Origin of the sequence: Pseudomonas sp. URMO17WK12:I6 (genome assembly GCF_003253625.1) — a bacterium.
Taxonomy (GTDB): domain Bacteria; phylum Pseudomonadota; class Gammaproteobacteria; order Pseudomonadales; family Pseudomonadaceae; genus Aquipseudomonas.
Map to the genome: position 1 here is coordinate 179436 of NZ_QKYZ01000011.1, position 12188 is coordinate 191623.

Consider the following 12188-nt stretch of genomic DNA (forward strand, 5'->3'; position numbering starts at 1 on the left):
GTGTTAGAAAAATTCGGTGTAGCGCTGGATTTCCCAGTCGGAGACGTGGCGGCTGTATTCCACCCACTCCATGCGCTTGAGCTTGATGAACTCGCCGACGATCTGCGGACCCAGCACCTCGGCGAACAACGGGTCGGCTTCCAGCGCATCGCAGGCTTCCTTGAGCGATTGCGGCAAAGTCTTGATGCCCCGTGCAGCGATCTGCTCCAGGCTCAGGCTGTAGAGGTTTTCATTGCAAACCTGGTCGATTTCCAGCTGACGGTCGACGCCATCCAGGCCGGCCGCAATGATCGCGGCGCTGACCAGATAGGGATTGCAACCGGCGTCCGGCAGGCGGAATTCGAGGCGGCCGTAAGGCACCCGCACCATCGCCGAACGGTTGTTTGCGCCGAAGGCAATAAAGGCCGGCGCCCAGGTCGCGCCGGACAACGAGTTGCCCACCACCAGACGCTTGTAGGAGTTGACCGTCGGCGCGGCGAAGGCACATAGCGCCGGGCCGTGGGCCAGCAGACCGGCGGCGAAGTGATAAGCCATTTTCGACAGGCCCATGCCGCTCGGGTCGCTGGCGTCATGGAACAGGTTCTTGTTCTCGGCGCTGCTGATCGACAGGTGAAAGTGCATGCCGTTGCCGGCACGTTTCGGGTCTGGTTTGGGCATGAACGAGCAGATCATGTCCAGGTCATTGGCAATCTCGCCGGCGGCCATGCGGAAGAAGGTGAAGCGGTCCGCCGAGGTCATGGCGTCGCTGTAGGTGTAGTTGATTTCGAACTGGCCGTTGGCGTCCTCATGGTCGATTTGATAGACCTCGAAATCCACCGCCTGCAAAGCTTCCGTCAGGCGTTCAAGAAACACCCGGGAGCGCGACAGGCCTTTGTAGTCGTAGCAAGGCTTGTCCAGGTTGTCGCTGAGGTCGACCAGTTGCAGCTTGCCCTGCTCGTCGCGGCGCATCAGGTTGAACTCGGGCTCCAGACCAGTGTTGAGGGTCCAACCCTTTTCTTCCAGGCGTTGCACTTGTTGCTGCAGCACATAACGGCTGTCATAGGGATGGGGCTTGCCGTCGACGTGGCCGATGCACACCACCCGCCCGTAACCCGGTTGCCAGGGCACTGCCGTCAGCGTCGACAGATCGCCACGGGCCATAAAGTCCGGGCCGTGAGGTTCCATGCCCATGCCGCTGATCGCGAACCCGGCAAACCCCGCTCCTTCCTCGGCAACAGCCTTGAGCCCACAGATGGGCACCGACTTGGTTTTGGCCGCCCCGTGTATATCCACAAACTGCGCAAGCACATACTTGATCCCGTGCTTGTCGATGATGCGCTGGGTTTCTGCTGGCAACATTGCTCGTCACTCCTCGCGAAAGGCAAAACATTGTGGATGGGCCTTGACTGACTTTTTATTCCTAAAAAGAAAGTTAGTTTCCCACTAGGAATGCAAGGCCCTTGCCAGATTCGCGAGTGAAGCGTTGATTCGCCGAGAAAAGCGCTTTTGTGCTGTATATATGGGAAAATTCTTTTCCCAGTGGGAATACCGCCCAATGGATGCGAGCTGAGCGCCGCGATTTGCACTTTCTCAGTGCGAAACTAATATTACCGAACGGAAAGTGTGCAGGATCTGATGACTATGCCGACCGAAACCGCCCCGCGCCTCAAGCTTGAGCAATACCTGGGTTTGCAGATCAAGCGCCAACGCCAGGCGCAGGATCTGAAACTGTCCGATGTAGCCAAGATCGCCGATATCAGCCAGGGCATGCTGAGCAAGATCGAAAACGCCCAGGTGTCCACCAGCCTCGATACCCTGAGCCGTCTGTGCGACGTGCTGGGCCTGCCGTTGTCGAAATTGTTCAGCGAATACGACCAGCAAGATGGCAGCGCGTTGTTGGTCAAGGCTGATCAGGGGATGGAAGTGGTTCGGCGAGGGACCGAGAAAGGTCACACCTACCATCTGCTCAATCACACCCGTGGGCCGAAGAAGAGTTTCGAGGCGTACATGGTGAGCATGGATGACGCGAGTGAAGAGTTTCCGACCTTCTCCCACCCGGGCACCGAATTCCTGCACTTGCTGGAAGGCGAACTGATTTATCGCCACGGCAATCAGCTGTACCGCATGGAAGCCGGCGACAGCCTGACCTTCGAAGGGGAAATTCCCCATGGCCCCGAGCAACTGGTGCAGGTGCCGATCCGTATGCTGTCGATCATGAATTACGGCAACGACAAAGAGTAACGCCCCCCTCTCCCTCGCTTTTCAGATGCCTTGGGGTCGGCTCATGCCGACCTCACGCTTTTTCCTGCCAGTTAAAAAACTTTCACAAAAGATCTGGACGTCACGCACCCATTCCCCTATAAAGCCACAAACAGGAATAATTTATTCCCACCAAGAAAATACGCTCATGGATGAGCCTGCTGTCCGCTGATGATTTTTTTCGCTATGCGATGAGCTGCCGCCATCATCCCGAGGACGTGTCATGCAACACGAAAAAAACCATTTCATTATCAAGATCACCTGTCCCGCGGTGTCTGGCATTGTCGCTGCCGTCACCACCTACCTGGCGGACAACGGTTGCTACATCGGGGAGATGGCGCAATTCGACGACGACTTCAGCGGCCGTTTTTTCATGCGCGCGGTGTTCCGTTTCAACGACGGCCACCAGGGCGATATTCAGCAGATCAAGGATGGTTTCGCCGACGTCGCCCAAGCGTTCGACATGACCTGGGAATTGCACGATACCCGTGAACCGATGCGCGTACTGCTGATGGTCAGCAAGTTCGACCACTGCCTGACCGACCTGCTCTACCGCTACCACAAGGGCGAGATGGACATGACCATCACCGCCATCGTCTCCAACCACCTCGACCTGCGGCCCATGGCCGAACGCGAGGGCATTCGCTTCATCTACCTGCCAGTCACCAAAGACACTAAGGTGCAACAAGAAACCGAGTTGATGAAGATCGTCGACGACACTCGCACCGAACTGGTAGTGCTGGCGCGCTACATGCAAATCCTCTCCGACGATTTGTGCAAGCAACTCTCGGGCCGGGCGATCAACATCCACCATTCGTTCCTGCCCGGGTTCAAAGGCGCGAAGCCCTATCACCAGGCCTACCAGCGTGGTGTGAAACTGATCGGCGCCACGGCGCATTACGTCACCAGCGACCTCGACGAGGGGCCGATCATCGAGCAGGAAGTGCAGCGCGTCGATCACGTCTATCTGCCCGACGATTTGGTGGCTACCGGGCGTGACACCGAAACCGTGGCCCTGTCCAAAGCGGTCAAGTACCACCTGGAACACCGGGTTTTCCTCAACCAGGACAGAACGGTGATCTTCCGGTGAACGCGCCCCGACTGATTGACGGCAAAGCCGCCGCCGCCCGTGTGTTGGCACAGGTCCGCGAGGACGTGGACAGCCTGCGCGAGCAAGACATTCAACCGGCACTGGCCGTAATTCTGGTGGGCAGCGACCCGGCCAGCCAGGTCTACGTGCGCAACAAAATCCTGCGCGCCGAAGAGGTCGGTATCCGCTCCGTGGAGCACCGGTTGTCTACGGACACCAGCACCGAACAGCTACTCAATTTGATTGCCTGCCTGAATGCCGACCACTCGATCAACGGCATTCTCTTGCAACTGCCGTTACCGGCGCATATCGACGAATTACGTGCACTGGAGGCCATCGACCCGGACAAGGACGTCGACGGTTTTCATAGCCAGAACGTCGGCGGACTCAGCCAGGGTCGCACCGTGCTTGCGCCCTGCACCCCCAGCGGCTGCCTGTATTTGCTGGAGCAAACCTGCGGCGACCTGCGCGGCAAGCATGCGGTGGTGGTCGGTCGCTCGAACATCGTCGGCAAGCCCATGGCCGCGCTGCTGCTCAAGGCTGACTGCTCGGTGACTGTGCTGCATTCGCGCAGTCGCGATGCGCAAGCCCTGTGCCGTCAGGCCGACATCGTCATTGCCGCCGTGGGTCGGCCGCGGCTGATCGATGCCGGCTGGCTCAAGCCCGGCGCGGTGGTGATCGACGTCGGCATCAATCGCATCGACGACGATGGTCGCAGCCGTCTGGTGGGCGACGTCGACTTCGACAGTGCTCTGCCCCACGTCGCGGCGATCACCCCGGTACCCGGTGGTGTCGGCCCGATGACCATCGCCTTTCTGATGAAAAACACCGTCAGCGCAGCCGTTGCGCAACACCAGGCCCTACGCAGCCAATCGGAGGCCCTATGCCATTCAATCTATTGAAGTACGGGCTGAGTTCGGAGTACCCGGTGGAAGTGGATTTGCCGCCACCGAAGGAACTCAAGCCGAGCTATGACGTGGTGATCATCGGTGCTGGCGGCCATGGCCTGGCCACCGCTTATTACCTGGCCAAGTACCACGGCATCACCAACATCGCGGTGCTGGAAAAGTCCTATCTGGGCGGCGGCAACACGGCTCGCAACACTGCAGTGATCCGCTCCAACTACCTGACCAGTGAGGGCGTACGCTTTTATGCCGAGTCGGTGCGAATGTTTCAGGGGCTGTCCAACGAGTTCGATTTCAACATCATGTACTCCGAGCGCGGCCAACTGACCCTGGCCCACACCGATGCCACGGTGCGTTCGTTCCGTCAGCGCGCCGAGGTCAACAAACACTTCGGCGGCCGTACCGAGATGATCGACCGCCAGCAGATCCGCGAGCTGGTGCCCAGTCTCAACCTCGATCCCGGCCACTTGCCGGTGCTCGCCGGGCTCTGGCACATCGACGGCGCCACCGCACGCCACGACGCCGTGGCCTGGGGGTACGCCAAACAGGCGGCCAAGCGCGGGGTGGAAATCCATCAGCTCACCGAAGTCCAGGACCTGATCATCGAGAACGGCGCGATCACCGCCGTCAAAACCAACCGCGGCACGATTAAATGTGGTTGCGCGGTGCAGGCGATTGCCGGACACAGTTCCTTGCTGATGGCCAAGGCCGGGATTCGTTCGCCGATCCAGACCTTCCCGCTGCAAGCGATGGTCACGCAGCCGTTCAAGCCGTTTCTCGACCCGCTGGTGAGTTCCTCCGCCCTGCACTGCTACGTGCAGCAAACCAGTCGTGGCGAAGTGGTGTTCGGCGGCGGCTCCGATCCCTATCCATTGTTCAACACCCGGTCGACCCTGGACCTCAAGGAAAGCTTGCTGGCCCACGCCATCGAGATGTTCCCGTTCCTGGCCAACGCCAAGCTGATGCGCCAATGGGCCGGCATTACTGACATGACCCCGGATTACAGCCCGATCATGGGCCTGTCGCCGGTGAAGAACTACTACCTCGACGCTGGTTGGGGCACCTGGGGCTTCAAAGCTACGCCGATCTGCGGCAAGACCATGGCCGAGTTGGTCGCCAGCGGCGGCAAGGTGCCGGAGTTGATCAAGCCCTTTGGTCTCGAACGCTTTTCGACCTTCCAGCAAGTCAACGAAATGGGCGCCACGGCGGCCAGCCACTGACGGAGAGCAGACGATGAAAATCATGAATTGCCCGCTCAACGGGCCGCGCAACATCAGCGAGTTCACCTATGGCGGTGAGTTCAAGCCAATGCCCGACCCAGTTAATTGCAGCGATGCCGAATGGGCCGACTACGTGTTCAACACCGACAACCTCGCCGGCGTGGTGCGCGAATGGTGGATGCATACACCGTCCAGCTACTGGTTTCTGGCAGAACGTCACACCGTCAGCGATGAAATCCTGCGCACCTTCGACCCTAAAGAACTGTTCAGCACCCGTGTCGAGTTCAGCGCAATTGCCAAGGAGATCGCAGGATGAACCGCCTACCCGCCCCCATGGGCCTGCTGATTAACCGCGATCAGCCGCTGGATTTCAGTTTCGACGGCGACCGTTATCAGGGCTTGCAAGGCGACAGCATCGCCAGCGCCTTGTTGGCCAACGGACGCTTCCTGATTTCCCGTTCGTTCAAATACCATCGCCCGCGTGGCCCGCTGACCATGGCCGGCCAAGACGCCAACAGTCTGGTGCAACTGCCCGAAGAACCTAACGTCCTGGCCGATGCACACGCTTTGTCCGCCGGCTTGCAAGTCACGGCGCAGAACGTCAATGGCTCGCTGGACAATGACCGCGATGCTTACCTGGGCAAGTTTTCCAAATTCATGCCAGTGGGGTTCTACTACCGCTCGTTCTACAAACCCAAAGGCATGTGGAAGGTCTGGGAACCGATCATTCGCAAAAAGGCTGGCCTCGGTGTACTCGACCTGACCTTCAAACCCGAGTACTACGACAAGGCCTATCTGTTCACCGATCTGGCGGTGATCGGCGCAGGACCCGCCGGCCTGTACGCGGCCCTCACTGCAGCGAATGCCGGAGCCAAGGTTCTACTCATCGAGCAGCAGCCAATTCTCGGCGGCTCGCTGACCTATGCCCGCTTCGATATCGAAGGTAAAAGAGCAGAAAACCTACGCCGCGAATTGCTCGCTGCGGTGCAACAGCACGCCAACATCCAGATACTCACAGAAGCTACCTGCAACGCCTGGTTCACCGACAACTACCTGCCGCTGATTCAGGGCAAGCGCCTGTACAAGGTGCGTGCCCGCCAGTGCCTGGTGTGCAGCGGCTCTTTCGACCAACCGGTGATCTTTCGCAACAACGACCTGCCGGGCGTGATGCTGACCAGCGCCGCGCAACGGCTGATGAAGCTGTATGCGGTCAAACCCGGCAAACGCGCCGTGGTGCTGACGGGTAACGATGATGGTTATCTCGCCGCCCTCGATCTGCATGATCAAGGCGTGGAAGTGGCCGCTCTGGTGGACCTCCGTACAGGACCCGGCGACGCAGCCCTGTCCGAAGCGTTGGCCAAGCGCAAAATTCGTTGTTTGAGCAACAGTACGGTGTACGAAGCCCTGTACGAAAAAGGCATGCGCCATGTCACTGGCGTCGACGTGCGCAAGATCACCGCACAGGGTCAGGTCGCCGACAGTGGGCACCACCTGGATTGCGATTTGCTGTGCATGTCAGCCGGTTACATGCCGGTCTATCAACTGCTGTGCCAGGCCGGCGGCAAACTGGCCTATGACGACCAGCGTGCGGAGTTCACTCTCAATGGCCTGCCACAGAACCTCGCCGTTGCCGGTTCGGTCAATGGTCGCCACCAACTGGACAACGTGATCGCCGACGGCGTGAATGCCGGTACTGACGCCGCCCTCGCCCTCGGCCTGACAGTCGGCGCGCAACGCGCGCCGTTCAGCGGCGAAGCTCGGGTCAACTTCAACTGGCCGATTTTCCCTCATCCCAAGGGCAAGGATTTCGTCGACTTTGACGAGGATCTGCAAGTGGCCGACATCGTCAATGCAACGAAAATCGGCTACCGCGACGTGCAACTGGTCAAGCGCTACTCCACCGTAGGCATGGGCCCGTCCCAGGGACGACATTCGGCACTGCCGACTGCGCGTCTGGTGGCTTGGGCGACCCAGCGCAACATCAGCGAAACCGGGGTGACCACCGCTCGGCCGCCCTTTGTTGCCGAGAAACTGGCACATGTCGCCGGTCGCGCTTTTGATCCCTATCGGCAAACGCCGATGCATGCGCGCCATTTGCAAGCCGGGGCGAAGATGATGCCCGCCGGCATCTGGCAACGTCCGGCCTACTACGGCAGCGCCAAGGATCGCGAGGCGTGCATGCAGGCCGAAGCCCTGCACGTGCGCAACAAGGTTGGCCTCATTGACGTCTCGACCCTGGGCGGCCTCGATGTGCGCGGTCCGGACGCCGCCGAACTGCTCAACCGGATGTACACCTTTGCGTTCCTCAAGCAGCCAGTCGGCCGTTCCCGCTACGCGCTAATGACCAATGAGCACGGGGTGGTGATCGACGACGGCGTCTGCGCGCGGTTTGCCGAGAACCATTTCTACGTCACCGCCACCACCAGCGGTGTCGACCGAATCTATCAGCAGATGCTCAAGTGGAATGCGCAATGGCGCCTTGACGTGGACGTTGCCAACGTCACCGCGGCTATCTGCGCGGTCAACGTCGCCGGCCCCGACTCGCGCAAGGTACTGGAACAGGTCTGCAGCGACCTGGACCTGAGTGCCGAAGCGTTCCCTTATCTGGGAGTGCGCCAGGGCACGGTGGCAGGCATCAAGGCTCGGTTGCTGCGGGTCGGTTTTGTCGGCGAACTGGGCTATGAAATCCACGTCCCGGCGCGCCACGGACTCAAGCTCTGGGACGCGCTGATGGAGGCCGGCAAGGTGCATGACATCCGCCCGTTCGGCGTGGAAACCCAACGCCTGCTACGTCTGGAAAAAGGCCATGTGATCATCAGTCAGGACACTGACGGCATGACCCACCCCGCGGAAATCGACATGGGCTGGGCGGTCAGTCGCACCAAACCATTCTTCGTCGGTCGCCGCTCGGTGGACATCCTCGAAGCCCAGCCGCTGAAACGCAAACTGGTCGGTTTCACCTTGCCCAAGGGCAGCCCACAACCACTGGAAGGCCATCTGGTGCTCAACGGCCCGGACATCAGCGGCAACGTCACCTCCTGCGAATATTCCGCCTCTCTGGGCAAGATCATCGGCCTGGCCTACGCCGGCATCGACCAGAGCACGCCTGGGCAACGGATTCCGATCCGCGTCGAAGGCGGCATCGTGGTCCAGGCCGAAGTGGTGAAATTGCCTTTCTTCGATCCCGATAATCAACGCCAGGAACTTTGAGTCATGACCAGTCTGAGAGAACAACCTAGCGTCAGTCAGCAAGCCCTGGCGCCTTCGCCGGAGTACTGCCTGGTGGACCTGACCGACCTGCCTCGGGTCGGCTTTCGCGGCGCACACAGTGCCGAGTACTTGCGCAACCGAGGCTTCGTCCTGCCGGACGCGCCCAACCGCGCCGTGGCCCAGGCCGATGGCAGCCTAGTTGCGCGACTGTCGCAGACCGAGTACTTACTGCTGGGCAGTCCAGAAGATCAGGGCGAACGGATGGCCGATGAAGAAGCCCGCTGGGAACTCGATCATCAGGCCAATTACCTGCTGCCGCGTCAGGACAGTCATGCCTGGTTTCAGCTGACAGGGGAATGTCCGAGCGAGGTGATGGCCAAGCTCTGTGGCGCTGACTTGAGTCCCCAGACATTCGGTCCGGGGACGGTGGCACAGACGTCGGCGGCGCGCATCAACGTGATCGTGATCAACGCCGGTACCGCGCATCAGGCGAGTTTGCACATCCTTTGTGATCGGGCGTCGAAAGCGTATTTTCGGGGGGCGTTGGAGGATGCAATGCAGGAGTATTCAGGTCTGGCTACGGCTGTGACAACGCGCTGACTCTGCCGCCCTACTGGTCATGCATGCTGAGACAAAATTCCGTTCTAAGCATGTATGGGCAGATGCCAACAGTGATGACAATGCCGCTTGTACACGCTGCACCGGCGATTAACAACGCCCCAATAATTTAGCTTTTCAGTGTAGCGAATTCGCTTCTGTGAACGCACGATAAATGAGCAACGTAGTACTGACGCTTCAGCTAGGATTTCGATGTACGTTTTAACGTACAAAAAAAAGCGTGGCTGATAATGGTTTTCAGCAGAACTCGCTGGAACGAAAAAAGAGGCAAAAGCCTCTTTTTTCAATGCTGACAACAAAATAGCGCGCAAAAAAAAACGCCACTCAATGAGTGGCGTTTTTCTGTATTTGGAGCGGGAAACGAGACTCGAACTCGCGACCCCGACCTTGGCAAGGTCGTGCTCTACCAACTGAGCTATTCCCGCGTCTTGGTGAGGCGCATTCTATAGAATCCAGATGCCCCGTCAACCCCTTGATTCAAAAAAGTTTTATTTCTTTTCCACATCCGTCTTCAGATGCGGCCAGGCGGCCCGCAAGTACTGGACCATGGACCACAAGGTCAGGCCAGCGGACACCATCAGCAAAGCGTAGCCCATCAGGACCCAGAAGCTGAAGTCCGACGGATTGGCCAGCAGGATCACCAGCGCCAGCATTTGCGCGGCGGTTTTCCATTTGCCCAGGTTCGATACCGCCACATGGGCACGGGCGCCGAGTTCGGCCATCCACTCGCGCAGCGCCGATACGACGATCTCGCGACCGATGATGACGGCGGCCGGCAGTGTGAGCCACAGGTTGCCGTGTTCTTGCACCAGCAGCACCAGCGCAACGGCGACCATCAGCTTGTCCGCAACAGGATCGAGGAAAGCCCCGAACGGTGTGCTTTGTTCCAGACGTCGGGCCAGATACCCGTCCAGCCAGTCGGTCGCGGCGGCAAAGGCAAAAACCGAAGCCGACGCCAGATAGCTCCAGTGGTAAGGCAAGTAAAACAGCAAAATGAAGATCGGGATGAGCAGGACGCGTAGAACGGTAATCAGATTAGGGATATTCATCGACACAACTGGCTACGAGGTGAGTTGGGCATTCTACTCGCTGTGCAGATTTGCATAAATCAACTCTGCGAGCTTTTTACTGATCCCGGGTGCTTTGGCGATCTCTTCGATGCTGGCACGAGACAGCTCCTGCAATCCACCAAAATGTTTCAACAAATCCCGTCGACGTGTCGGTCCTACACCGGCAACCCCCTCAAGCGTCGAGGTGCGGCGGGTTTTACCGCGCCGTGCACGGTGCCCGGTGATGGCGAAACGGTGAGCTTCGTCGCGGATCTGCTGGATCAAATGCAGCGCGGGGGAATCACCGCGCAAGGTGAATTCATGGGCCGCATCGTTGAGGTACAAGGTTTCGAAACCGGCCTTGCGCGTCGCCCCCTTGGCCACGCCCAGCAGAATCAGGTCGGGCACGGCCAGCTCATTGAGCACGTCACGGGCCATCGACAGCTGACCTTTGCCGCCGTCGACCAGCAGAATGTCCGGCAGTTTGCCCTCTCCGTCCTTCAACTTGCTGAAGCGTCGGGTCAGGGCCTGGTGCATCGCGGCATAGTCGTCGCCTGGCGTGACGCCTTCGATGTTGTAGCGGCGGTAGTCGGACTTGATCGGGCCTTCCGGGCCGAACACCACGCACGACGCCACGGTGGCCTCGCCACTGGAATGACTGATGTCGTAGCACTCGAGACGTTGCGGCGGCTCGTCCAGGCTCAGCACTTCGGCCAGGGCATCGAAACGTGCCGCGACGTGTTGCCGGTTCGCCAGACGTGCGCCCAGCGCCTGTTCGGCATTGGTGACCGCCAATTGCTGCCAGCGCGCGCGGGTGCCCCGTACACGATGACTGATGGTCAGTTCACGACCGCGCAGCTCTTCAATGGCCGCAATCAGGGTCGGAAAGTCTTCGTGAACCACGTTGACGATCAGCTCGCTCGGCAAGTCGCGTTCGGGGCTGCTGATGAAGTACTGACCGAGAAACGCCGCCATGACTTCGGAAACGTCTTCTTCAATACCCACCTGCGGGAAGAAGTTCTTGCTCCCCAACACCCGGCCGCCGCGTACGCTGATCAAGTGCACACAGGCGCCACCCGGATTGACGAACGCTGCGATCACATCGACATCGCCCGTCCCGCCTTCCATGCTCTGCTGGTCCTGGACCCGGCGCAGCAATGAAATCTGGTCGCGCAATTCGGCGGCCCGTTCGAACTCCAGATTGACCGCCGCTTCCTCCATGGCCGCGGACAATTCGTCCGCCAACGCATTGCTGCGCCCCTCAAGAAACATCACCGAGTGGCGAACATCTTCGGCATACACCTCAGGCTCCACCAGGCCGACACACGGCGCCTTGCAGCGCTTGATCTGGTATTGCAGGCAAGGTCGCGTGCGGTTCTTGTAATAGCTGTCTTCGCACTGACGTACAAAAAAAGCCTTTTGCAGCAGGCTCAGGCTTTCGCGGATCGCTCCTGCGCTGGGGTAAGGGCCGAAATACTTGCCCTTGGCCTTTTTCGCTCCGCGATGGATGCTCAAACGCGGGAACTGGCCATCCGAGAGAAAGACATAAGGGTAGGACTTATCGTCGCGCAGCAGGATGTTGTACGGCGGGCGCCATTCCTTGATCAGCGTCTGCTCGAGTAGCAAGGCCTCTGTTTCGTTGGCCGTGATGGTGGTTTCGACCTGAGCGATACGGCCTACCAGCGCGGCGGTCTTGGGGGCCAGACCGGTTTTGCGGAAGTAACTCGCCAAACGTTTCTTGAGATTCTTGGCTTTGCCGACATAAAGCAGACGGGCATCGCTGTCGAACATGCGATAGACACCCGGCCGCCCACTGACCGTCGACAGAAAAGCACTTGGATCGAAGGTTTCAGTCATT

Annotated in this window: 10 protein-coding genes and 1 tRNA gene; 7 read left to right on the forward strand and 4 right to left on the reverse strand. The window is 59.5% G+C overall.

Going from position 1 to position 12188, the window contains the following annotated elements:
* Window positions 1-3: 3 nt before the first annotated feature.
* Window positions 4-1338, reverse strand: coding sequence for a type III glutamate--ammonia ligase (gene glnT, locus F475_RS20485; RefSeq protein WP_018927697.1), 1335 nt, complete (start codon window positions 1336-1338; stop codon window positions 4-6).
* Between the two features lie 282 nt (window positions 1339-1620).
* Between glnT and F475_RS20490 the strand changes: the two genes are divergently transcribed.
* From F475_RS20490 to F475_RS20520, 7 genes are all read left to right on the forward strand, one after another.
* Complete coding sequence (locus tag F475_RS20490; RefSeq protein ID WP_018927696.1) at window positions 1621-2220, forward strand: helix-turn-helix domain-containing protein; 600 nt, start codon at window positions 1621-1623, stop codon at window positions 2218-2220.
* A 241-nt stretch (window positions 2221-2461) separates the two neighbouring features.
* Window positions 2462-3328 (forward strand): formyltetrahydrofolate deformylase, encoded by an 867-nt coding sequence (gene purU, locus F475_RS20495; protein ID WP_111454602.1) that lies wholly within the window; start codon window positions 2462-2464, stop codon window positions 3326-3328.
* A complete protein-coding gene (gene folD, locus F475_RS20500) occupies window positions 3325-4230 on the forward strand; it encodes a bifunctional methylenetetrahydrofolate dehydrogenase/methenyltetrahydrofolate cyclohydrolase FolD (RefSeq protein WP_111454603.1) in 906 nt (301 codons plus the stop codon). The genes purU and folD overlap by 4 nt, the downstream gene beginning before the upstream one ends.
* Window positions 4212-5453: an FAD-dependent oxidoreductase gene (locus F475_RS20505; RefSeq protein ID WP_105341124.1), complete on the forward strand. Its 1242-nt coding sequence runs from the start codon at window positions 4212-4214 to the stop codon at window positions 5451-5453. The genes folD and F475_RS20505 overlap by 19 nt, the downstream gene beginning before the upstream one ends.
* A gap of 13 nt (window positions 5454-5466) precedes the next feature.
* Entirely contained in the window at window positions 5467-5769 is a 303-nt protein-coding gene (locus F475_RS20510; RefSeq protein WP_018927680.1) for a sarcosine oxidase subunit delta, read from the forward strand.
* A complete protein-coding gene (locus F475_RS20515) occupies window positions 5766-8663 on the forward strand; it encodes a 2Fe-2S iron-sulfur cluster-binding protein (RefSeq protein WP_111454604.1) in 2898 nt (965 codons plus the stop codon). The genes F475_RS20510 and F475_RS20515 overlap by 4 nt, the downstream gene beginning before the upstream one ends.
* 3 nt (window positions 8664-8666) lie before the next feature.
* Window positions 8667-9263 carry a sarcosine oxidase subunit gamma gene (locus F475_RS20520; RefSeq protein WP_111454605.1) on the forward strand — a complete coding sequence of 199 codons (597 nt, stop codon included), beginning with the start codon at window positions 8667-8669 and terminating at the stop codon, window positions 9261-9263.
* A 367-nt stretch (window positions 9264-9630) separates the two neighbouring features.
* Here F475_RS20520 and F475_RS20525 read toward each other — a convergent pair.
* The 3 genes from F475_RS20525 to uvrC form a co-directional block, all read right to left on the reverse strand.
* A tRNA-Gly gene (locus tag F475_RS20525) sits at window positions 9631-9706 on the reverse strand.
* Window positions 9707-9769: 63 nt separating this feature from the next.
* Window positions 9770-10330, reverse strand: a complete 561-nt coding sequence (gene pgsA / locus F475_RS20530) for a CDP-diacylglycerol--glycerol-3-phosphate 3-phosphatidyltransferase (RefSeq protein WP_007933765.1) — start codon at window positions 10328-10330, stop codon at window positions 9770-9772.
* Between the two features lie 33 nt (window positions 10331-10363).
* Window positions 10364-12187: an excinuclease ABC subunit UvrC gene (gene uvrC / locus F475_RS20535; protein WP_007933764.1), complete on the reverse strand. Its 1824-nt coding sequence runs from the start codon at window positions 12185-12187 to the stop codon at window positions 10364-10366.
* Window position 12188 lies beyond the last annotated feature (1 nt).

Coding starts and splice junctions, on each gene's coding strand:
- glnT (WP_018927697.1), bottom strand. CDS start 1,338: ATGTTGCCAGCAGAAACCCAGCGCATCATCGACAAGCACGGGATCAAG.
- F475_RS20490 (WP_018927696.1), top strand. CDS start 1,621: ATGCCGACCGAAACCGCCCCGCGCCTCAAGCTTGAGCAATACCTGGGT.
- purU (WP_111454602.1), top strand. CDS start 2,462: ATGCAACACGAAAAAAACCATTTCATTATCAAGATCACCTGTCCCGCG.
- F475_RS20505 (WP_105341124.1), top strand. CDS start 4,212: ATGCCATTCAATCTATTGAAGTACGGGCTGAGTTCGGAGTACCCGGTG.
- F475_RS20510 (WP_018927680.1), top strand. CDS start 5,467: ATGAAAATCATGAATTGCCCGCTCAACGGGCCGCGCAACATCAGCGAG.
- F475_RS20515 (WP_111454604.1), top strand. CDS start 5,766: ATGAACCGCCTACCCGCCCCCATGGGCCTGCTGATTAACCGCGATCAG.
- F475_RS20520 (WP_111454605.1), top strand. CDS start 8,667: ATGACCAGTCTGAGAGAACAACCTAGCGTCAGTCAGCAAGCCCTGGCG.
- pgsA (WP_007933765.1), bottom strand. CDS start 10,330: ATGAATATCCCTAATCTGATTACCGTTCTACGCGTCCTGCTCATCCCG.
- uvrC (WP_007933764.1), bottom strand. CDS start 12,187: ATGACTGAAACCTTCGATCCAAGTGCTTTTCTGTCGACGGTCAGTGGG.